18 protein-coding genes and 1 riboswitch are annotated in these 21,236 nt (G+C 73.0%); of the genes, 9 read left to right on the top strand and 9 right to left on the bottom strand.

Annotated features, from left to right (window positions below; genetic code table 11):
• Positions 1-64: 64 nt before the first annotated feature.
• Both ACFVU3_RS29705 and ACFVU3_RS29700 read right to left on the bottom strand, forming a co-directional pair.
• Positions 65-634: a MauE/DoxX family redox-associated membrane protein gene (locus tag ACFVU3_RS29705; protein ID WP_390070967.1), complete on the bottom strand. Its 570-nt coding sequence runs from the start codon at positions 632-634 to the stop codon at positions 65-67.
• A gap of 97 nt (positions 635-731) precedes the next feature.
• Complete coding sequence (locus ACFVU3_RS29700; protein ID WP_383466048.1) at positions 732-911, bottom strand: hypothetical protein; 180 nt, start codon at positions 909-911, stop codon at positions 732-734.
• Positions 912-1,327: 416 nt separating this feature from the next.
• Here ACFVU3_RS29700 and ACFVU3_RS29695 point away from each other — a divergent pair, with 416 nt between their 5' ends.
• Entirely contained in the window at positions 1,328-1,720 is a 393-nt protein-coding gene (locus ACFVU3_RS29695) for a hypothetical protein (RefSeq protein ID WP_390070965.1), read from the top strand.
• A gap of 21 nt (positions 1,721-1,741) precedes the next feature.
• A complete protein-coding gene (locus ACFVU3_RS29690; protein WP_390070963.1) occupies positions 1,742-2,467 on the top strand; it encodes a transporter substrate-binding domain-containing protein in 726 nt (241 codons plus the stop codon).
• Positions 2,468-2,610: 143 nt separating this feature from the next.
• Here ACFVU3_RS29690 and ACFVU3_RS29685 read toward each other — a convergent pair whose 3' ends face one another.
• The gene (locus ACFVU3_RS29685; RefSeq protein ID WP_390070961.1) at positions 2,611-3,600 is read right to left on the bottom strand and encodes an NAD-dependent epimerase/dehydratase family protein; all 990 of its coding nucleotides are present in this window, start codon (positions 3,598-3,600) and stop codon (positions 2,611-2,613) included.
• A 361-nt stretch (positions 3,601-3,961) separates the two neighbouring features.
• Between ACFVU3_RS29685 and ACFVU3_RS29680 the strand changes: the two genes are divergently transcribed.
• Positions 3,962-4,705 (top strand): class I SAM-dependent methyltransferase, encoded by a 744-nt coding sequence (locus ACFVU3_RS29680; protein ID WP_390070960.1) that lies wholly within the window; start codon positions 3,962-3,964, stop codon positions 4,703-4,705.
• 67 nt (positions 4,706-4,772) lie between these two features.
• On the opposite strand, the gene ACFVU3_RS29675 is transcribed toward ACFVU3_RS29680, so the two are convergent.
• Positions 4,773-7,856 carry an FG-GAP-like repeat-containing protein gene (locus ACFVU3_RS29675; RefSeq protein WP_390070958.1) on the bottom strand — a complete coding sequence of 1,028 codons (3,084 nt, stop codon included), beginning with the start codon at positions 7,854-7,856 and terminating at the stop codon, positions 4,773-4,775.
• Between the two features lie 253 nt (positions 7,857-8,109).
• Between ACFVU3_RS29675 and ACFVU3_RS29670 the strand changes: the two genes are divergently transcribed.
• On the top strand, positions 8,110-8,439 hold the full coding sequence (locus ACFVU3_RS29670) for a deoxyxylulose-5-phosphate synthase (protein WP_390070956.1): 330 nt from the start codon (positions 8,110-8,112) through the stop codon (positions 8,437-8,439).
• A gap of 92 nt (positions 8,440-8,531) precedes the next feature.
• Here ACFVU3_RS29670 and groL read toward each other — a convergent pair whose 3' ends face one another.
• The 4 genes from groL to thrC form a co-directional block, all read right to left on the bottom strand.
• Positions 8,532-10,154 carry a chaperonin GroEL gene (groL, locus tag ACFVU3_RS29665; protein WP_030750329.1) on the bottom strand — a complete coding sequence of 541 codons (1,623 nt, stop codon included), beginning with the start codon at positions 10,152-10,154 and terminating at the stop codon, positions 8,532-8,534.
• 321 nt (positions 10,155-10,475) lie between these two features.
• Positions 10,476-10,679 carry a cold-shock protein gene (locus ACFVU3_RS29660; RefSeq protein ID WP_030498267.1) on the bottom strand — a complete coding sequence of 68 codons (204 nt, stop codon included), beginning with the start codon at positions 10,677-10,679 and terminating at the stop codon, positions 10,476-10,478.
• A gap of 413 nt (positions 10,680-11,092) precedes the next feature.
• Positions 11,093-11,371 carry a MoaD/ThiS family protein gene (locus ACFVU3_RS29655; protein WP_390070954.1) on the bottom strand — a complete coding sequence of 93 codons (279 nt, stop codon included), beginning with the start codon at positions 11,369-11,371 and terminating at the stop codon, positions 11,093-11,095.
• Between the two features lie 18 nt (positions 11,372-11,389).
• Positions 11,390-12,724 (bottom strand): threonine synthase, encoded by a 1,335-nt coding sequence (gene thrC, locus ACFVU3_RS29650; RefSeq protein WP_390070996.1) that lies wholly within the window; start codon positions 12,722-12,724, stop codon positions 11,390-11,392.
• Positions 12,718-12,911, bottom strand: a riboswitch (SAM riboswitch). It overlaps the preceding gene by 7 nt.
• A gap of 121 nt (positions 12,912-13,032) precedes the next feature.
• Here thrC and ACFVU3_RS29645 point away from each other — a divergent pair.
• The 3 genes from ACFVU3_RS29645 (at position 13,033) to ACFVU3_RS29635 (ending at position 17,425) form a co-directional block, all read left to right on the top strand.
• Positions 13,033-13,974 carry a glucosyl-3-phosphoglycerate synthase gene (locus ACFVU3_RS29645; protein WP_390070994.1) on the top strand — a complete coding sequence of 314 codons (942 nt, stop codon included), beginning with the start codon at positions 13,033-13,035 and terminating at the stop codon, positions 13,972-13,974.
• A gap of 38 nt (positions 13,975-14,012) precedes the next feature.
• Positions 14,013-15,884 carry an isopeptide-forming domain-containing fimbrial protein gene (locus ACFVU3_RS29640; protein WP_390070952.1) on the top strand — a complete coding sequence of 624 codons (1,872 nt, stop codon included), beginning with the start codon at positions 14,013-14,015 and terminating at the stop codon, positions 15,882-15,884.
• Between the two features lie 95 nt (positions 15,885-15,979).
• Positions 15,980-17,425, top strand: a complete 1,446-nt coding sequence (locus ACFVU3_RS29635) for a trehalose-6-phosphate synthase (protein ID WP_390070950.1) — start codon at positions 15,980-15,982, stop codon at positions 17,423-17,425.
• Here the strand turns inward: ACFVU3_RS29635 and ACFVU3_RS29630 are convergent.
• A complete protein-coding gene (locus ACFVU3_RS29630) occupies positions 17,422-17,766 on the bottom strand; it encodes a winged helix-turn-helix transcriptional regulator (RefSeq protein WP_390070948.1) in 345 nt (114 codons plus the stop codon). The genes ACFVU3_RS29635 and ACFVU3_RS29630 overlap by 4 nt on opposite strands.
• Before the next feature lie 98 nt (positions 17,767-17,864).
• Here ACFVU3_RS29630 and ACFVU3_RS29625 point away from each other — a divergent pair, with 98 nt between their 5' ends.
• Both ACFVU3_RS29625 and ACFVU3_RS29620 read left to right on the top strand, forming a co-directional pair.
• A complete protein-coding gene (locus tag ACFVU3_RS29625; RefSeq protein ID WP_390070946.1) occupies positions 17,865-18,746 on the top strand; it encodes an NAD(P)-dependent oxidoreductase in 882 nt (293 codons plus the stop codon).
• A gap of 160 nt (positions 18,747-18,906) precedes the next feature.
• Positions 18,907-21,222, top strand: a complete 2,316-nt coding sequence (locus tag ACFVU3_RS29620) for an immune inhibitor A domain-containing protein (protein ID WP_390070944.1) — start codon at positions 18,907-18,909, stop codon at positions 21,220-21,222.
• Positions 21,223-21,236: the final 14 nt, after the last annotated feature.

Raw genomic sequence — 21,236 nt, 5'->3', positions numbered from 1 at the left:
CGGGTGCGGGAGGGTGGGCGTCGTCCGGTCGGGCCGGGCGCCGTCCGGTCGTGCCGGGGCGCCGTCAGGAGGGGGTCCGCCGGCCGGCTCCGGAGGCGGGGGCGGAGAAGACGTCGGCGAGCAGGTCCGTGGAGAGGACGAGCGCGCTCACGCAGACCGCGCCGAGGACGGCGGTGAAGACGCCGGCCACGTCGGACGGGCCGGACACCGGGACGGACGCCGGCCCGCCCGCGGCGAGGGAGGCGAGGAATCCGGTGGCGGTCGCCCCCAGGAGGACGGCGTTGCGGACGAGGTGCGCCGGGCCGACCCGGGTGCGGGAGGCGCCGAAGCAGGAGCAGGAGGTGTCGATCTTCCGGCGGAGGACCGAGGCCAGGGCCGCGGTGAAGACCGCGATCAGCCCGAAGGAGACGGCGAAGGCCCAGGTGGTGAGGGCCGGCACCCACACGGCGACGGCGAGCACCACCTCCAGGACGGGCACCGCCACGGCGACGGCGCCGACCGTGCCCAGTGGCAGGAGCCGCATCTCCCGGACGGTCGTGCGGAACGCGCCGGGGGCGCGCGCCTTCCCCAGAGCGGAGGCGGCGAAGACGACGGCCACGACGCACCGGAAGGCCAGGATCAGGGAGTCGGTCACGGTCGTTCCTCCGTCGGATGTGCCGGCCGGGACCCTCCCCGGGCCGCGCGGAGCGGCACCGGGGAGGGCGTTTCACCGCAGGGCGCGAAAGCCGCGGTCAGCAGTCGCCCGGGTACGACTTGGTGACGCAGGACGGGGCCACCGCGCAGTTCCAGGAACAGCAGACCTTGACGTAGAGCGTGGAGCCGGAGCACCAGCTGCTGCCGCCCGCGGGGCAGGCGCAGTACGCCTCGGCGCTCTCCTCGCGGAGAACGCGACCGAGAACACGGTCCGCCATGCCGACAATTGCCTTGACCATAGGATCCCTCACAATGCGAAGACGGATTTTCGGGTCGTGCAAACGTTCACGAGAACTCGCGTTCCGCAACCTACCCGCCCCCCGGAATAAATGTCTAGACCAACTCCGATCTTCGCGTCCTGTATGTGAGAAACCCGAGGTCAGGGCGGATGAAATAGCCATCCGGAACGATCACCGCCATATGGAATTTCCACCTCCAGAAGCACGTGCGGATGGCTGAGATCATTCGCTCCGGGACCTGCGAAATTCGGCCACACCCGGCGATTCCCCCGCGTAGGCTCCCCCTCATGCGCCCCCGCACCCGCACGACCCGCGAGCACGTCACGCGCGGGCCCCGCGGCTTCCGTTGGCCCGCCGGGACCTCCCCGGCGGTGACCGACGGACGGAGCCCTTCCGTGACCCGCACCGCACACCACCTCTCCCTCCCGCGGCACGACACGTGGGACACGCCGGGAGGGGGACCTTGGCGTGCCGTCGTCCTGTACGACCTCCGGTACAGCGCCCGCGCCCTCGCCGACGCCACCCGCGCCGGCCGCCGCCCCCGCCCCGTGCGCGTCCGCCGCGCCGTCGGCGTGTACGCGATGCCCCGTCACCAGCACGACGACCTGACCTACGCGGCGAACCTCCTCGAACGCCGCGCCCGCCAGGCCCTCCGGGCCCGCCTCACCGCCGCCCGCCGCCTCGCCGACACCCCCGGCACCCGCCCCGCACCGCTCGACCCCGACGCCGCCGACACGGTCGACATCCCGCCCGCACGCCACCGCCGCAGCGCCCTCTGGCTCGCCTGACGGTGCCTAGACTCCGCAACCATGACGACCACGCACCACGACATCGCCGCGATCGCCGCCGACCTCGCCCCCACCGGGGTCCTGCGGGCCTCCATCAACCTCGGGAACCCGGTGCTCGCCCAGGGCACCCCCGAGGCGCCGGCCGGCATCACCGTCGACCTGGCCCGGGAGATCGGCCGGCGGCTCGGGCTCTCCGTCGAGACGCTCTGCTTCGACGCGGCGCGCAAGTCGTTCGAGGCGATGGCGGACGGCCGCGCCGACCTCTGCTTCCTCGCCGTGGACCCGGCGCGCGAGAAGGAGGTCGCGTTCACCGCCCCCTACGTCGTCATCGAGGGGGTGTACGCGGTCCCCCGGGACTCGGCGCTCGCCACCGTCCAGGACGTGGACGCGCCCGGCATCCGCATCGGCGTCAAGCAGGGCTCGGCGTACGACCTCCACCTCACCCGCGCCCTCGCCCACGCCACCGTCGTCCGGGGCGGGGAGGGCGTGGAGGTCTTCCGCACCCTGGACCTGGAGGCCGGCGCGGGCATCCGCCAGCCGATGGCCGCCTACGTCGCCGCCCACCCCGAAGTCCGCCTCATCGACGGGCGGTTCATGGAGATCCGGCAGGCGGTCGGCACCACGGCGGACCGGGCTCCGGAGACGGTGGCGTACCTCCGCTCCGTCGTCGAGGAGCTGAAGAGGAAGGGCTTCGTCGCCGACGCCCTGCGCCGCTCGGACCAGGACCCGGCCCTGGTCGCCCCGTAGCCCCTGCCCGTCCGGCCGGGGCCGGCTCCCGGCCGGACGGGAGCCGGCCCCGGCCGGACAGGAATCGCCGGCCCCGGCCGGACGGGGGTCGCCCCCGGCACCGGACGGCGGTCGGCCGGACGGCGGTGCGCATCCCCTTACCGCTACTCCCCCAGCAGGCCCAGCAGTTCGGCCTCGCGCGCCGGGCTCAGGCCCGCCCGGCGCTCCCGGCCGAGCCCCTGCTCCCGCTCCCAGGCCAGCGTGTCGGCGATCACCTCGGTCCGGGGGCGCTGCCGCAGCCCCGCGGCGGCCGCCGCCGCGCCCGAACGCGCCTGGAACCCGCCCCAGTCCTCGGCCACGATCCACAGCGGCAGCGAGTCGGGCCCCATGAACTCCTCGACCCCCTGCTCCAGCAGCCACGCCGACCCGGCGGGCACCACGGCCCCGGTGTGCCCGGCGGCCGCCCGCGAGAGCCCGATCCACTCCCCGAGCGTCACGTTCGGACCCACCGTGTCGAAGGTGCCCGTCATCCCCTTCTCCGCCGAGTCGAGGATCCACTCGACCAGGTCCCGCACGTCGATGACCCGCGTCGGCAGCTCCGCCTCGTCCGGCACCAGCATCGGCGCCTCCGGCTCGCGCGCCGCCCGGGCCGCCCAGTAGCCGGTCCGGCAGCTGACGTCACCGGGGCCGCCGATGAGCCCCGCCCGCGCGATCAGCAGCCGGTCCCCGACGGCGGCGACCGACGCCCGCTCGCAGGCGGCCTTGGCCTCGCCGTACAGCTCCCGTCCCACCTCGTCGAGCTCGGTCGGCACGTGCGTCTCCGCGGACTCGTCCGCCCCGATCTCGGCCTGCGAGGCGTACACGTTCCCGGACGACACGTACGTCCAGTGCCGGGCCCGCCCGCCGAGCGCGTCCAGCGCCCCCCGGACGAACCCCGGCTGCCACGACACCTCGACCACGGCGTCCCACTCCCGGCCGGCCAGCGCGTCGTACGCCCCCGCCTCCCGCCGGTCCGCGACGACCAGCTCGGCCCCCTCCGCCACCTCCCCGCTCTCTCCCCGCGCCAGACACGTCACCGCGTGCCCCCGCTCCAACGCCCGCCGCGACACCTCGCGGCCCACCCAGGCCGTACCACCGAGCACCAGAATGTTCATGCGCCCCAGTCGACCACCGAACCCACCGCTCCACGACCGCAGTTCGCCGTCGGCGCACGGAATGCGCCGACGGCGAACGGACGCCGCGCCCGCCGCCCGGAACAGACCGACCCGGTGCGGGTCGCCCCGCTCCGCGCCCTGAGAATCCGCCCCCGGCGGCCCGCCCCAGACCCCTCTCCCGCCCCTCCGCGCCCTCGCGGAGGCCCTGTCGCCCCCACCCCGGCGGCCCGGGACCGGACCGTCCCCCGCGGCTCCCCACACCCCCGCCCAAGCCCGCGCGCCGCACCCTCAACACCCCTTCTGAGCTGGGCATTTACCCCCTCCCCCACTACCGTGGAGGGAACGTCGAGGGGAGATCCACATGGTGGGAACGGACCGGAACATCCGCACGGTCGAGGACGTGCTGACGCTGCTGGACGGGCTGTTCGCGCCCGGCGCCGACCGATGGTCGGAGGGCGGGGCGCGGTGGTGGGACGGCTTCTACGAGGACCGGGAGCGGCCGGTGCCGTTCTTCGTGCCGAAGCCGGACGAGAACCTGGTGGCGTACGCGGAGCGGGGCCTGCTCGCGGGCGGCGGCCGGGCCCTCGACCTCGGCTGCGGACCGGGCCGGAACTCGCTGTACCTCGCGTCGCTCGGGTACGAGGTCGACGCGGTCGACCTCTCCGCGACGGCGGTCGGGTGGGCGCGGGAGCGGGCCGCGGAGGCGGGGGCGACCGGCGTCCGCTTCCTCTGCGGCGACGCCTTCGCGCCCGGCACGGTGGAGGGCCCGTACGACCTCGTCCACGACTCCGGCTGCTTCCACCACCTCCCCCCGCACCGCCGTGTCAGCCATCTGGCCCTGCTGGACCGCGTCCTGGCCCCCGGCGGCCTCTTCGCCCTGACGGCCTTCGCCGCGGGCGAGGGCGGCATGGGCTCGGAGCGCCCGGACGCCGACTTCTACCGCGAGGGCGCCCTGGAGGGCGGCCTCGCGTACACGGACACGGCGCTCCGCTCGCTCTTCGCGGACCTGACCCCGCTGGAGATCCGCCGCATGCGCGACGAGCCGGCGGACTCGGCGCGCTTCGGCGAGAGCTTCCTGTGGACGGCCCTCTTCCGCCGCCCGTAGGAAGGCCGCCCGCGGGAACGCGGAGGGGCCCGGAATCCACAGGATTCCGGGCCCCTCTCCATCTGCCTCAGAACAGGCCCTTGAACCCGTTCCAGCCGGCGCTGCCGATCAGCACCCGGCCGCCGTACGTGCCGGCCCCGGTGGACGCGTACCGCCACAGCTTCCCGGCCGCGTCCCGGGCGAGGAGGTCGGCCCTGCCGTCGCCCGACAGGTCACCGACGCCGGCCAGCGCGGAGTATCCGCCCCAGCCGCCGCCGACCTTCACCCGCGCCGTCACGCCCCCCGTCGACGTGCCGTGGTACCGCCACAGCACCCCCGCGGAGTCGACCCCGAGCAGGTCGCCCCGCCCGTCGCCGTTCAGATCCCCGGCCCCGACCAGCTTCCGGTACAGCTTCCAGTTCGTGCCGATCCGCACCCGCGCCTTCAGCGTGTGCGTCGCGGTGCCGCCGTAGAAGTACACGTCGCCCGTCGACGCCTGACGCGCGACGAGGTCGGCGAACCCGTCCCCGTTCACGTCGCCCGGCGAGGTCAGGACGTCGTACCCGCCCCAGCCCGTGCCGACGAGCGTGTACGGCGACGAGGCCGTGACCACCTTCCCGCACCCCGGCCGGTACGCCCGCAGCTGGTCGCCCACCCGCGCGTACACATCGGCGCACCGGTCGCCGTTCAGGTCGCCCACCGGGGCGAAGAGGGTGGTCGTCCCGAACGTCGTGCCGCCGCCGGCGATCCGCGCCGACAGCGCGCCGGTCCCCGTGCCGCGGTACAGCGACATCGCCCCGGCGGTGTCCATCACCAGCAGATCGCCGAAGCCGTCGTCCCCGGCCATGTCCCGCCGCACGGCGGCGGCGCCGGACAGGCCCACGGTCCCGGAGGCCGTCAGGTCGGCCCCCTGCCCGTCGGCCGGCCTCACGGTCAGGGACCAGCCGTACGCGCCGTTGGCGACGTACTTCCCCGCCCCGTCCTTCCCGTCCCACGACGGCGCGACGATCCCTCGCGCCTCGCCCCCGGTCAGGGTCCGCACGGCCTTGCCGCTGATCTTGTGCTGGAGGGTCAGCGTCCAGGAGGACCCGGGCTTCGAGAGCCACCACCGCGGCTTCCAGGCGGCCGTCCTGATGTTCGCGGCGGCGGGGGTGTCGGCGTCGATGGCGGTCAGACGGCTGGTGACGCCGCCGAGGCCGGTGACCCGGACGGACTCCCAGCTGTCGACGAAGGCGATGCCGCCGCCGAAGCGGTCGACGGTCCAGCTCTGCCCCTCGAAGTCGTTCCGGTCGTCCGGCAGTTCGCCGAGGAACCGCTCCCGGTCCTCGCCGGAGCGCACGTCCACGGCGTACAGCTGGTGGCCCCAGGAGGCGGCCGGGAAGGCGAGGAATCCGTCACCGAGACGCGGCCGGACGTCGCTGGGGATCCGGGTCCACACCGACTGGCGCTTCTCGCGGTCGTGGACGACCGCGGCGCCGGGGGCGTCGGCGCACCGCCGGTGGATCCACTTCCCGACGACCTCGATGCCGCGGTACGCGCAGCCCGTCCCGAGGTCCGCGGTCGCGGCCGTCGCTCCGGTGCGGACGTCCACCGCCGTGACCTTGCCGTCGGTGGCGCCGCTCCACAGCTGCCGGCCCCACAGCGACTGGTCCAGGTCGGTGGAGTCCCGCAGCACGGCGCCGGTCTCGATGTCCGCGACGATCGAGCGGCGGACGGAGCCCGCGTCGGCGTAGAAGTGCACGTAACGGCCCGAGGCGCGGACGAGGGTGTCCGGCGTGAGCCTGCTCGCGTGCTTGACCACGACCCCGCGGGTGGTGCCGCCGCTGCCCGGGGTCGTCACGCGCACCGCGACCGCGCAGTCCGCGCAGTCGGGACGGTCGGCGCTCTCCAGGGTCACCAGGCGGCCGTCGCCGGTCTCCGTCCACCAGCGCGGGTACGTCGCGCTGGGCAGGATCTGCGGGCAGTTCGCGGCCGCCACGAGAGAGTCGCAGGTCCACCGCGCGGTCGCCGCGTGCGTGCCCGTGAGGGCGAGGTCGTACCCCTGGAGGACCCGGTCCGAGACCGCGGTGGTGGTCTGCGAGACGAGCCGTCCCTGAGAGAGGGTCAGGCTCTCCCGGGGAAAGGCCCCGGTCAGGGCCAGGAAGCGCCCGGCGGCCGGCACGCCGTCGGCGCCGGGGGCGATCCGCTGCACGCCGACCGCGCCCGCGTCCGGCGTGCCCACCACGTACACCGCGCCGTCCGGACCGCGCCCGGCCGGCTCCTCGGCCCGGAGGGTGATGCCGAGGTCACGGGCGGCGCCGCCGGCGAGCGGCACGGCGTACAGCCCGGCCGACGGGAGGTTCTCGTCCGTCGCGGGGAGCGCGGCCCGGCCGAGGAGCCACTCGCCCACGAGGTCGAGCCGCGCGGTGCCGTCCGCGGCGGGCTCCGGGAGCGCGAGGACGCGGCCGGGGGCGGTCGGGTCGGTACGGGAGAGGACGACGGCTTCCGTCGTGCCGCCGAGGACGATCCGCTGCGCGTCGAGCGCGGCGGACCGTGCCCCGGCGTACGGCAGCGGGGTGACCGTCCCGGCGGCGAAGTCCAGCAGTCCGACGGCGCTGTCCTCGCCGACGTGGTAGCGGAGGACCGCGCTCGTGCCGTCCTGGGCGAGGACCCACGGCCCCGAGGAGGCACCCGGCAGGAGCACCTCCCGGTCGGCGGGGGCGTTCTCGCCGTAGCCGAGGAAGGACAGGGTGACGCCGTCGGAGCCTGCCTGGGACCGGACCAGGTGCCGGCCGGCGACGACCGGCACCCACGCCTCGCCGGATTCGGTGGACAGTTCGGAGGTCCGGCCGGTCGCGAAGTCGTGGACGGTGGCGTATCCGCTCCAGGGGTCGCGGCAGACGAACACGTCCCCGGACCCGTACCACTCCTCCGGTTCACAGGCCGGCGCGTAGGCGATGCGGCCGCCGCTCAGGCTGTGCCAGCGGACCTGCCGGGGGCCGGACACCTGCACGCCGGTCCCGGCGCCCACGACACTTCCGTGGACCGGGGCCTCGGGATCGCTGAGCGCCGGGATCGTCACCTCGTACGGCGCCGTTTCGGCCGCCGCCGCGGCCGGGGCCGTGACGGCCGCGGGGCCGGTGAGGGCCAGGGTCGCGCTCAGGGCGAGCGCGACGGTTCTTCGGACGGACAAGAAAGGGGTCCCCTCGTGCGGAACGTCGATGGCGTCGGGCCGTGGGGGGTACGCGGGACGGCGGCGCGGTGGCGGCACGCGGCGGTGACGGCACGACGCGGCGGTCCGCGCGGGCGCCGGCCCGATGCCCCCCACCTGCCGGCTGGCGCGATCGTACAACTGGCCGAAACCTGACGGGAAGCGGAGGGTCCCGGTCCGGCCGCGGGCGCCGAAATCGCGGGCCCTCCGGCGTCCCGGTCCCTACGCTTCCCCCATGGGAATCCAACGGACCTCGTACGTCTGCCTGCCCTGCCGGGCCTCCTACAAGCAGGGGTACGGCGCGGGCGAACGCCCCTGCCCCCGCTGCGGCGAGCCGATGACCGGCGTCGGCTCCGCCTTCCAGCCCCCGAGGCGACGGGACACCGAGGCGTGGCGGGTCCTCTCCGTCCTGCTGCACGCGGGCGTGCGGTTCCGCACGAGCTGCTGCCAGGGGTGCGGGCCCGGCTACCGGCCCCGGACCCTGTCCGAGGTGAAGGCCCGGACGGCCCTGGCCCGGCGCACCGGCGAACCCCTCGCCGAGGCGCTCGTACGGCCCGTCGTGTGAGCCCCCGGGAACGCGCCGAGGGCGGCACCCCCCTGCTGGGGAGTGCCGCCCTCGGCGTTCGCGTTCAGCGATGAACCACCGATCCGTCAGGATCAGAAGTCCATGTCACCGCCCGGCATGCCGCCGCCGGCCGGCGCGGCGGCCTTCTCCGGCTTGTCGGCGATGACGGCCTCGGTGGTGAGGAACAGCGCGGCGATCGACGCGGCGTTCTGCAGCGCGGAGCGCGTCACCTTGGCCGGGTCGATGATGCCCTCGGCGACCAGGTCGACGTACTCGCCGGTCGCGGCGTTGAGGCCGTGACCCGGGGTGAGGTTGCGGACCTTCTCGACCACGACGCCGCCCTCGAGGCCGGCGTTGACCGCGATCTGCTTGATCGGGGCCTCCAGGGCGAGCTTGACGATCGCGGCACCGGTGGCCTCGTCGCCGTCCAGCTCCAGCTTCTCGAAGACGCTGGCGGCCTGGAGCAGGGCCACGCCGCCACCGGCGACGATGCCCTCCTCGACGGCGGCCTTGGCGTTGCGCACGGCGTCCTCGATGCGGTGCTTGCGCTCCTTGAGCTCGACCTCGGTCGCGGCACCGGCCTTGATGACCGCCACGCCGCCGGCGAGCTTCGCGAGGCGCTCCTGGAGCTTCTCGCGGTCGTAGTCGGAGTCGCTGTTCTCGATCTCGGCGCGGATCTGGTTCACGCGGCCCGCGACCTGCTCGCTGTCACCGGCACCGTCGACGATGGTGGTCTCGTCCTTGGTGATGACGACCTTGCGGGCGCGGCCCAGCAGGTCGAGACCGGCCGACTCCAGCTTGAGGCCGACCTCCTCGGAGATGACCGTGCCGCCGGTGAGGATGGCGATGTCCTGGAGCATGGCCTTGCGGCGGTCGCCGAAGCCCGGGGCCTTGACCGCGACGGAGCGGAAGGTGCCGCGGATCTTGTTGACGACCAGGGTCGACAGGGCCTCGCCCTCGACGTCCTCGGCGATGATCAGCAGGGGCTTGCCCGACTGCATGACCTTCTCCAGGAGCGGGAGGAGGTCCTTCACGGAGGAGATCTTGGAGTTGACGATGAGGATGTAGGGGTCCTCCAGCGCCGCCTCCATGCGCTCCATGTCGGTCGCGAAGTACGCCGAGATGTAGCCCTTGTCGAAGCGCATGCCCTCGGTGAGCTCAAGCTCCAGACCGAAGGTCTGCGACTCCTCGACGGTGATGACGCCTTCCTTGCCGACCTTGTCCATGGCCTCGGCGATGAGCTCGCCGATCTGGGTGTCGGCGGCGGAGATGGAGGCGGTGGAGGCGATCTGCTCCTTCGTCTCGACCTCCTTCGCCTGGTCGAGCAGGGCGCCAGAGACGGCCTCGACGGCCTTCTCGATGCCGCGCTTGAGGGCCATCGGGTTGGCGCCGGCGGCGACGTTGCGGAGGCCCTCGCGGACGAGCGCCTGGGCGAGGACGGTGGCGGTGGTCGTACCGTCGCCGGCGACGTCGTCCGTCTTCTTGGCGACTTCCTTGACCAGCTCGGCGCCGATCTTCTCGTACGGGTCCTCGAGCTCGATCTCCTTGGCGATGGAGACACCATCGTTGGTGATCGTGGGGGCGCCCCACTTCTTCTCGAGGACGACGTTGCGGCCCTTGGGGCCGAGGGTGACCTTGACGGCGTCAGCGAGCTGGTTCATGCCGCGCTCGAGACCGCGCCGGGCCTCCTCGTCGAACGCGATGATCTTGGCCATGTGAAGTGGTCCTCCCGGACATGGGGTGGATAACGCTCCAGGACCGCGCCGACGCCCGCGACGGACGGCCTCCGCGTTCCGCGTGGTTCCTTGCCCCACCCGGGTCGGCGGCCTCGTCTGCCCGATCCTCGTAGCACTCTCACCTTCCGAGTGCTAACGCCAATGATTAGCACTCGACCCATGCGAGTGCAAGCGACTCTCGGGGATCGGGCGCCCCCTCCGGTGACACCGTCAGGTCGCCCGGGAACGCGTGAGGGGCCCGCATCCCATGGGATGCGGGCCCCTCGACGGCGTTGGCGTCGGTGGCCGATCGCGTCGCGCTCAGGCAGTCACCTTGACCATGTCCGCCTGCGGACCCTTCTGGCCCTGCGAGATCTCGAACTCGACTCGCTGGCCCTCTTCGAGGCTGCGGTACCCATCCATCTGGATGGCGCTGTAGTGGACGAAAACATCCGCACCACCGTCGACCGCGATGAAGCCGTAGCCCTTCTCCGCGTTGAACCACTTGACGGTGCCCTGAGCCATGCCTAACTCCCCTATTACTTACTGGCCCTTGCGCGGATCCGCACTTCACGGACCCGGGTCAGAACCTGCGCCGGAACGCGTCGACCGCCGCTGAATGTATCTGTCCAACTGCCCTCTGCAACAGGGCAATCCGCTGGGAAATCTGAGCGGAGCGGAAAGGGGAATCAGGAAGAAATCCTTGAATTGCGGGGCAAGTCGGGCCGGGCGAAAGGCACATAAGGGGCAGAGTGTGCGCGCTTTCCGGCCGCCGGTTGTCGCATTCTTGTCAGGTCCCGGGCCGGGCTCATATGCGCGTGGCATGAGCGGCGGAGGGGACTTCCCCAACTCTACCGCGCTCAACCATGCAGAATTGCCCCCTCCGCTTTCTCTCGCGGAAGGGGCAATTCAGTACCGACCGGTAAGGCCGTGGGGGATCAGCAGCCGCCGGCGACCGCGGGGATGATCGAGACGCCCGCGCCGTCCGGCGTGGCGGTCTCCAGGCCCTGCTCGAAGCGGACGTCGTCGTCGTTCACGTAGACGTTCACGAAGCGGCGCAGCTTGCCCTGGTCGTCCAGGACGCGGGCGGCGATGCCCGTGTGGTTCTTCTCCAGGTCGGCGATGACCTCGGCGAGGGTCGCGCCCTCGGCGGCGACCTCGGACAGCCCGCCGGTGTAGGTGCGGAGGATGGTGGGGATGCGGACGTTCACGGCCATGGTGGCTTCACAGACCTTTCAGTGGGCCAGGCCCGCGTCGCGGAACGCGTCCAGGCTCGGGCGGATGGTGGCGGTCGCCTGGGAGCTGTCGGCCACGGCGTCGAGGGTCTTGAGGCCGTCGCCGGTGTTGAGGACGACGGTCGTGAGGTTCGGGTCGATGAGGCCGGCCTCGACGAGCTTGCGCGTCACGCCGACGGTCACACCGCCCGCGGTCTCGGCGAAGACGCCCTCGGTCCGGGCGAGCAGCTTGATGGCTTCCACGACCTGCTCGTCGTTCACGTCCTCCACCGCGCCGCCGGTGCGGCGGGCGATGTCGAGGACGTACGGGCCGTCGGCCGGGTTGCCGATCGCCAGGGACTTGGCGATGGTGTTCGGCTTCTGCGGGCGGACCACGTCGTGGCCGGCCTTGAAGGCGGCGGAGACCGGGGAGCAGCCCTCGGCCTGGGCGCCGAAGATCTTGTAGGGCTTGTCCTCGACGAGACCCAGCTTGATGAGCTCCTGGAGCCCCTTGTCGATCTTGGTGAGCTGGGAGCCGGAGGCGATCGGGATGACGAGCTGGTCGGGGATGACCCAGCCGAGCTGCTCGCAGATCTCGTACGCGAGCGTCTTGGAGCCCTCGCCGTAGTACGGGCGGAGGTTGACGTTCACGAAGCCCCAGCCCTCGCCGAGCGGGTCGCCGATGAGCTCCGAGCAGAAGCGGTTGACGTCGTCGTAGTTGCCCTCGATGGCGACGAGGTCACCGCCGTACACGCCGGCCATGACGACCTTGCCCTGCTCCAGGTCGTGCGGGATGAAGACGCAGGAGCGGAAGCCGGCCCGGGCGGCGGCGGCGCCGACGGCGCCGGCCAGGTTGCCGGTGGAGGAGCAGGAGAGGGTGGTGAAGCCGAAGGCGCGGGCGGCCTCGATGGCCTGGGCGACGACCCGGTCCTTGAAGGAGTGGGTCGGGTTGCCGGAGTCGTCCTTGACGAAGAGCTTGCCGGGGGCGACGCCGAGCTCGCGGGCGAGGTTGTCGGCCTTGACGAGCGGGGTCCAGCCGGGGTTCAGGTTCGGCTTCTCGGCGACGTCGGCGGGGACGGGCAGCAGGGGCGCGTACCGCCAGATGTTCGCGGGGCCGGACTCGATCCGCTTCCGCAGCGCCTCGGGGTCGCCGGCGGGGAGGTCGTAGGCCACTTCGAGGGGGCCGAAGCAGAGCTCGCAGGCGAAGATCGGGCCGAGGGCGAAGACCTGGCCGCATTCGCGACAGGAAAGGCCGGACGCGGGGCCGAGATCGACGGTGGGGGCAGGGGCGTCAGCAGCGGCGGTTGCGGGTGCGACGGTGTTTACAGCCATGGAGGCGAGGCCCTTTCTCCTCATCTTTCCCATGACGAATTTTTCGCCATGAGACGGATTTGGCACCTTCCCTAGCCGGTGGCCTCGCGCAAACAAGCTGCGTCCGTCAGGGCCCCACCTGGGGTGGTGGCCTGGAGACGGTGGACGAGAACCGACTGGAGGGTTGCCGGGGCTTCAACGGGCCGTATCCCTCTGCCCCTCTGGATGAGCGGTATTCGATTGTGAGACGCGGGTGGCACCCCGACATGCATCGGGCATCCGCGTTGTTCAAGACTGTAACCGAAGGCTTCGAAGGTGGAGACGGTCGTCCGATCCGCGAGATGGAGATCACGTTGCTGGAAGAAGTGGAGCGCTGGCTGACCCGGCGGTCCTGGTCCGTGTCCGACCGGCCGCTGGAGCGGGTGCTCGCCGCCAAGCGGGGGACGACGGTCAGCGTGGTGCTGCCCGCGCTGAACGAGGAGGCGACCGTCGGGGACATCGTCAGCGTGATCCGGCGCGAGCTGATGACCGACGCCGTGCCGCTGGTGGACGAGCTGGTGGTGATCGACTCGGGCTCCACGGACCGCACGGCGGAGGTCGCGGCGGCGGCCGGCGCCCGGGTGGTCGCGCGGGACGACATACTCCCCCGGATCCCGGCGGTCCCGGGCAAGGGCGAGGTCCTGTGGCGGTCACTCATGGTGACCAGCGGGGACGTGGTCTGCTTCGTGGACGCGGACCTCCGGGACTTCTCCGCGGACTTCGTGACGGGGATCGTGGGGCCGCTGCTCACCGACCCGGACGTGGAGTTCGTGAAGGCGATGTACGACCGCCCGTTCGGAGACACACCTGGTCAGGGCGGCCGGGTGACGGAGCTGGTGGCGCGCCCGCTGCTCAATCTGCACTGGCCGCGCCTCGCCGGCTTCGTCCAGCCGCTGGGCGGCGAGTACGCGGCGCGGCGCTCGCTGCTCGAACGACTGCCGTTCCCGGTCGGTTACGGAGTGGAGCTGGGGCTGCTGGTGGACGCGCTGCACACGGTGGGCCTGGACGCGCTGGCGCAGGTGGACGTGGGGGTGCGCAAGCACCGGCACCAGGACGGGCGGGCGCTGGGCCGGATGGCGGCGGCGATCTACCGGACGGCGCAGCTGCGGCTCTCCCGGGGCCATCTCGTCCGCCCCTGGCTGACCCAGTTCGAGCGGGGTCCGGAGGGGTTCGAGCCGCGGACGTACGCCGTGGACACCGAGGAGCGGCCGCCGATGGCCGAGATCACGGAGTACGCGCACCGCCGCGTGGCGTAACGCCCCGTAATGATGGGCTTTGCCTACATTGCCCTTTTATGAGCTTCGTACGATCTCACCCCTCCCGTGTGCTCGCGGCGGGTCTCCTCGCCGCGAGCACGCTCTCGGCGGCCACCGCCGGGCCGGCCGCCGCCGACGTCGTCGAACCCTTCGGCCTGCGGTACCAGGCGTCCCTGTACGGGGACTTCACCACGATCGGCAACACGGTCATGGGCTGCCCGACGGCCCCCGCCGGCCTGGCGGCCCGCTGCGCCGCCGCCACGAAGGGCGAGGGCTCCGACCACGACGACGCCTTCGTCATGCGGCGCCTCGACACCGACGGCACCGGCGGCGCGTACGGCTCCAGCACCGGCCGGATCCGGATCCCCGAGGGGGCCGAGGTGGCCTACGCCCGGCTCTCCTGGGGCGGCAGCGACGGCACGTACCGGGGCCCCGGCGGGACGTCGCCGAAGCGCTGCGCCGCCTCGGGCGCCGACGTGGACCCCTCCCCCGGAGACCCGGCGACCACGGCGCCGCTGCTCTCGGTCGGCGGGAGGAAGGCCGCGCCGGTCTCGATCGACAGCATGGTCGTGGACCCGGCCGACACCGTCGGGCCGCACCACTACACCGGCGAGTCCGACGTGACCGCCGCCTTCGCGGGCGTCTCGGGGACGGACGCGCCGGTGGCGGTCGGCGTGGGCGGGGTGTGGGCACCGGGCGGCAAGGGCTGTGTCGCCGGCTGGTCCCTGACCGTGGTCCACCGCTTCCCCGGCCCCGGCCCGGCCGAGGCCCCGGAGCGGCGCTCCGTCCACGTCTACGGCGGGCACGTGCTCCAGCGCCCGGCCTCCCCGGCCACGACGATCACGGTGGACGGCTTCCACCGCTCCCCGGGAAAGGCGCGGGCGGGCGTGACGGCGTACGAGGGCGACGGGAACACGCCCGGCGACAGGTTCCTGGTGGGCGGGAAGAACGTCACCGAGGCCCGCACCGGCGGCACGGACAACTTCTTCGTCGGCGGGGACGACGGCGCGGTCTCCCCGGACCTCGCCGACAACCTGTCCCTCGACGCGAAGGAGTTCGACGTCCCCGACGGCGCGATCCCGGTGGGCGCCACCTCGGCGGAGCTGACCTTCGCCACCAGCGGCGACACCTACGTGCCCGCGGGGCTCGTCCTCTCGGTGCCGGTGCCGGACCTGGAGGTCACCAAGGCGGCGCACCCGCGCACGGTGGAGCCGGGCGGCACCGTCACGTACACGATCACCGCGAAGAACGTCAGCGGCCTCGACCACCCGGACGCCTCCTTCACCGACGACCTGACCGGCGTCCTCGACGACGCCGCCTACGCGGGCGACGCGAAGGCGGACCTGGGCGAGGCGACGTACCGGAAGCAGCGGATCCACTGGACCGGTGACATCCCGGCCGGGAAGACGGCCACCGTGACCTATGCGGTGACGGTGAAGGACCCGGCCACCGGCGACGGGAAGCTCGGCGGCGCCGTCGAGGTGACCTCCCCGCGCTCCACCTGCGGCAAGGGCAGCGAGGACCCGGCGTGCGCGGTGGCCCCGGTGGTGGAGACCCCGGACCCGGCGCCGTCGCCGTCCGCCCCCACCCCGCCGGAGCCGGCGGACCCGGACCCGGCGGCCCCCGCGGACCCGGACCCGGCGGCCTCCGCGGACCGGGACGCGACGGCGGAGCCCACCGGCCCGGCCCCCTCGCCCTCCGTGACCACCGCCGTCGCCCCGGCGCCCGGCCCCGGCCACGACGGCACCGGCGGCGGCGGGAGCGGCACCGGGAGCACCGGGAGCGGCGGCTCGATGGCCGAGACCGGCGGCGACGGGGAGCGGCTGTGGCTGCTCGGCGCGCTCGCGGTGGTCCTGGCGGCGACGGGCCTGGTCGCGAAGGCGGCGATGCGCGGCCGGCGGATCCGCTAGGCCACCGGCCGCGGGCCCGGCGGCCGTCCGTATCCGGCCGACCGCCGACCGTATACGTACGTTTGAGCGTTTACGGGACGGGCTAGGTTCGCCACATGGCTTCCGTACTCGTGGCATCCAACCGAGGCCCCGTCTCGTACACGCTCGGTGACGACGGCACGCTCTCCTCCCGCAGGGGCGGCGGCGGCCTCGTCTCCGGCCTCAGCGCCGTGGACTCCCAGGAAAGCCTCTGGGTGTGCGCGGCGCTCGGCGACGGCGACCGCGAGGCGGTCCGGCGCGGGGTCGCCGAGCCCGGCGTCAGGATGCTGGACATCGACCCCGAGGTGTACGCCGACGCGTACAACGGCATCGCGAACTCGGTGCTCTGGTTCCTCCACCACCATCTGTACGACATCCCGCGCGAGCCCGTCTTCGACGCCGCCTTCCGGCGCCGCTGGGCGTCGTACCGCGCCTACAACCGCGCCTTCGCCGAGGCGCTGGCCGCCGAGGCCGCCGAGGGCGCGTCCGTCCTGGTGCAGGACTACCACCTGGCGCTGGTCCCCGGGATGCTCCGCGAGCTCCGCCCCGACCTCCGGATCGGCCACTTCACGCACACGCCGTGGGTGTCGTCGGAGTACCTGCGGATGGTGCCGGACGACATCGCCGAGGAGCTGCTGTGGGGCATGCTCGGCGCGGACGAGCTCGGTTTCCACACCTGGGGATGGGCCTCGCTCTTCATCACCTGCTGCTCCCAGCGGGACGACTCCACGGGCATGGCCCAGGGCGTCTGGCCGAGCGGCGACCCCTGGCGCGGGGTGGAGTGGCGCCGCTACGGCGTCGGCAAGGGCCGCACCCGGGTCCAGGTGTACGCGCTCGGCGTCGACGGCGACGATCTGCGGGCGCTCGCCCACCGGCCCGAGGTGGACGACCGGCTGGCCCGGCTCCGCGAGGAGGTCGGCGGCCGGAGGACCATCGTCCGCGTCGACCGCACCGAGCTGTCGAAGAACATCCTGCGCGGCCTGCTGGCCTACCGGGAGCTCCTCGTCACCCACCCCGAGTGGCGCGACAGGGTCGTCCACCTGGCCTCCGCCTACCCGTCCCGGCAGGACCTGGCGTCCTACCGGGCGTACACGGCCTCGGTGGTGGAGCTGGCGGAGGAGATCAACGCCGAGTTCGGCACGCCGGACTGGCAGCCGGTGCTGGTCTCGGTCGAGGACGACTTCACCCGCTCCCTCGCCGCCTACCGCCTCGCGGACGTGGCCCTGGTGAACCCGGTCAGGGACGGCATGAACCTGGTGGCGAAGGAGATACCCGTGGTCTCCGACGAGGGCTGCGCGCTGGTCCTGTCGACCGGCGCGGGCGCCTGCCGGGAGCTGGGGCAGGACGCCCTCACCGTCGACCCCTTCGACGTCTCGGCGACCGCCGAGGCCCTCCACACGGCCCTGACCATGCCGGCGGACGAACGGGCCGAGCGGACCAAGCGGTTGGCCGCCGCCGCCACCGCCCTCCCGCCGCAGCGCTGGTTCCTCGACCAGCTGGCCGCCCTGCGCGAGCCGTCCTAGGAGGTCGCCCCCCGGCGCTCGCGGCCCCAGGCCGCGAGCGGTTCCAGGGCGTCGTTGAGCCGGACGCCGTCCCCGGTGAGGCCGTACTCGACGCGCGGCGGGACCTCGTCGTACGAGACGCGGCGGACGATCCCGTCCGCCTCCATCTCCCGCAGGTGCGAGGCGAGGACCTTCTCGGTGATGCCCGGCACCATCCGGCGCAGCTCGCCGAAGCGGCGCTCCGGGCCCTCGTGGAGCGCCCACAGGACGAGGACCTTCCACTTGCCGCCGATCACCTCCATCGCGGTGTCGATGCCGCAGACGTGTCCGTCCTCGGCGCCGGGCCGGTTCAGCGTCGCCATGTGCCGCACCCTCCTGACCTGTTCACTCACCTCAGGGTAACCACCCACTCCGAAGTGGGTACTTGAGCAGGTCAGATCCCCGGAGCAGCCTTGTGGCCATGACAGCGAACACGCATGAGAAGACCCCCGTCACCCTCCTCGGCCTCGGTGCGATGGGCACCGCCCTGGCCCGCACCTGGCTCGCCGCCGGGCATCCGCTCACCGTCTGGAACCGCACCCCGGCCCGCGCGGAGGCGCTGGCCGCCGAGGGCGCGAAGGTCGCGGACAGCGCGGCCGGGGCGGTCGCGGCGAACGCCCTCGTCGTCGTCTGCCTCCTCGACGACGCCTCGGTGGAGACGGCCTTGGACGGCGCCGACCTGACCGGCAAGGACCTGGTCAACCTGACCACCACGACCCCCGCCCAGGCCCGGGCCCGCGCCGTGTGGGCCGAGGAGCGCGGCGCCCGCTACCTGGACGGCGGCATCATGGCCGTCCCGCCGATGGTCGGGATCCCGGAGGCCGGCGGCTATGTGTTCTACAGCGGCTCGCGGGAGCTGTTCGAGCTCCACCAGGAGACCCTCGCGGTGCCGGTCGGCACCACCTACGTCGGCGAGGACGCGGGCTTCGCGGCCCTGCACGACGTGGCCCTGCTCAGCGCCATGTACGGGATGTTCGCGGGGGCCGCGCACGCCTTCGCCCTGATCCGGCGGGAGGACATCGACCCGGTCGCGTTCGCGCCGCTGCTCGGAGACTGGGTCAGGGCCATGGTCGGTCCGGCGATCGACCAGACCGCCCGCCAACTGGCGAGCGGCGACTTCGACGACGCGGACTCCAACCTGGCGATGCAGGTGGCCGGCACGCCGACCTTCCTGACCACCGCCGAGGATCAGGGTGTCAGCCCGGAGCTGATCCAGCCGTACTTCGAGCTGATGCGCCGGGGGCTCGCCGCGAGCAGCGCCGGGGGGAAGGCGACCGGCCTGGTGGACCTGCTGGTTCGCTGACGCCCGGGAAACAGTGAAATTTTACTCGGTCCGACCCCTCCTCCTCGCGGCCCCTCCCGTGCCAGACTCTGCCGCGATCGTTCCCCCAGGCGATCCGTCAGCCTCAAACGGAACCGCGCGAACCATGCGGCACACCCGCATGTGAGCGAAGGGATCGCAAGTGAAGAAGATTGTCGTGGGCATGACCCTCGGGTCGGCGCTCACCGCACTCCTCGCGGCGGGGCTCACCCCCGTCGCCGCCGCGCAGGAGATCCAGGACACGGCGCCTGCGGGCACGGAAGCGGCCGCGCACCGGTCCGACAACCGGCCCGGACCGCTCACCGAACAGCGCACCGAGCTGCGCGAGAAGGCGATCGACCTGGTCGCCCGGGGCAAGGCGAAGGCGAACGCCCGGGGCGTCGTCGAGGTCGCGCCCGGCAAGTTCGCCGAGACCGAGACCACCACCGCCGTCCGGCAGGAGAAGATCCTCACGATCCTCTCCGAGTTCGGCGACCAGGGCTCCGGCAAGCTCGGCACCGTCCCCGGTCCGCTGCACAACCAGATAGCCCAGCCGGACCGGGCCACGGACAACTCCAACGCCTGGACCGCCGACTTCGACAAGGCGTACTACGAGAACCTCTTCAACGGCCCCGGCGAGTCGATGAGGACGTACTACGAGAAGCTGTCGAACGGCGCCTACTCCGTCTCCAACGTCGTCGAGGACTGGGTCAAGGTCCCCGGCAACGCCTCCGCCTACGGCGACAACTCCGTGGAGGACGCAGGCGGTTCGTGGGCCTTCGTCCAGGACACCGGCGACGCCTGGTGGAACGCGCAGCGCGCGGCCGGCAAGACGCCCGCCGAGATCGACGCGTACCTCGCGCAGTTCGACGTCTGGGACCGCAACGACTGGGACCACGACGGGAACTTCGACGAGGCCGACGGCTACATCGACCACTTCCAGGCCGTCCACGCCGGCATGGGCGAGGACGCCGGCGGCGGCGCCCAGGGCGAGGACGCCATCTGGTCGCACCGCTGGTACGTCAACGGCGACGACTACGGCCTCACCGGCCCGGACGTGGCCGGCACCCAGAACAAGGCCGGCGGCGCACGCATCGGCCAGTCGAAGTACTGGCTCGGCGACTACACCACCGAGGGCGAGAACGGCGGACTCGGCGTCTTCTGCCACGAGTTCGGCCACGACCTCGGCCTGCCGGACTACTACGACACCGACGGCGGCGAGAACTCCACCGCCTTCTGGACCCTGATGAGCTCCGGCTCCTGGCTGAGCCACGGCGCCGCCGCGAACGCCGGCATCGGCACCCACCCGGGCCTGATGGGCGCCGAGGAGAAGCTCTTCCTCGGCTGGCTGGACCTCGTCGACGCCCCGCTCGGTTCCGACGGCACGTACACCCTGAGCCCCGCCGCCCTCCAGGAGGCCGGCAAGGCGCAGGCCGTCCGCGTCGCGCTCCCCGACAAGGCCGCGAGCACCACCTACGCCACCCCGGCCTCCGGCACGCACGCCTGGTGGACCGGCTCGGCCGACGGCCTCAACCAGTCGCTCACCCGCTCCGTCCCGGCCGCCCCGCGCGTCACCGTGAAGGCGAGCGCCTGGTACGAGATCGAGGCGGACTTCGACTACCTCTTCGCCGAGTACTCCCTCGACGGCGGCGCCACCTGGGCCCGCGCGGGCGAGGCCGTCGACGGCTCCTCGGCGGGCCGCTGGACGACCCTGCGGTTCTCGTACGACGCCGCCGGGAAGCCCTCGCTCTTCCGCTTCCGCTACCAGACCGACGGCGGCGTGCACCTCGCCGGCGCCTTCCTGGACGACATCACGCTGGCCAGCGGCGGCACCACCCTGGCCACGGACGACGTCGAGCAGGGCGCGAACGGCTGGACCGCGCAGGGCCGCTGGAAGGTCTCCACCGGCACCGAGTCCGCCACCCACCCGCGGTACTACCTGCTGGAGAACCGCGAGTACGTCGGCGCCGACGCGCTCCTCGCCGAGGGCCCGTACCAGTTCAGCAAGCCCCTCACCGCCCCCGACTGGGTCGAGTGGTTCCGGTACCAGAACGGCATGCTCGTCTGGTACGTCGACCGGTCCTTCGACGACAACAACGTCAGCAACCATCCCGGCGGCGGCTCGGCCATGGCCGTCGACGCCCGCCCGGCCCCGTTCGCCTACCCGAACGGCGCCGCGCCCAGCAACCGGCGCCAGCCCTTCGACGCCACCTTCGGCCTGGAGGCCACCGACTCCACCTGCCTCCACACCGAGGCGCTGACCGGCAAGGGCAAGCAGCAGACCGTCGAGACCCTCGCCGCCTGCGTCCCGTCGGCGCCGGGCATCCCGGTCTTCGACGACACCGACCCGAACGCCTACTACGACACCTCGGCGCCGCAGGCCAGCGTCAAGGTCGCCGGGCACGGCGTGAAGGTCACCGTCACCGGGGACGCCGGTGACGACCTGACGATCCGCGTGGCCAACCCGGCCGCGCACTGATCCAGGAAAGACCG

The sequence above is a fragment of the Streptomyces sp. NPDC058052 genome (genome assembly GCF_042885515.1).
GTDB lineage: Bacteria > Actinomycetota > Actinomycetes > Streptomycetales > Streptomycetaceae > Streptomyces.
This window is presented reverse-complemented; position numbering and strand designations above follow the sequence as displayed.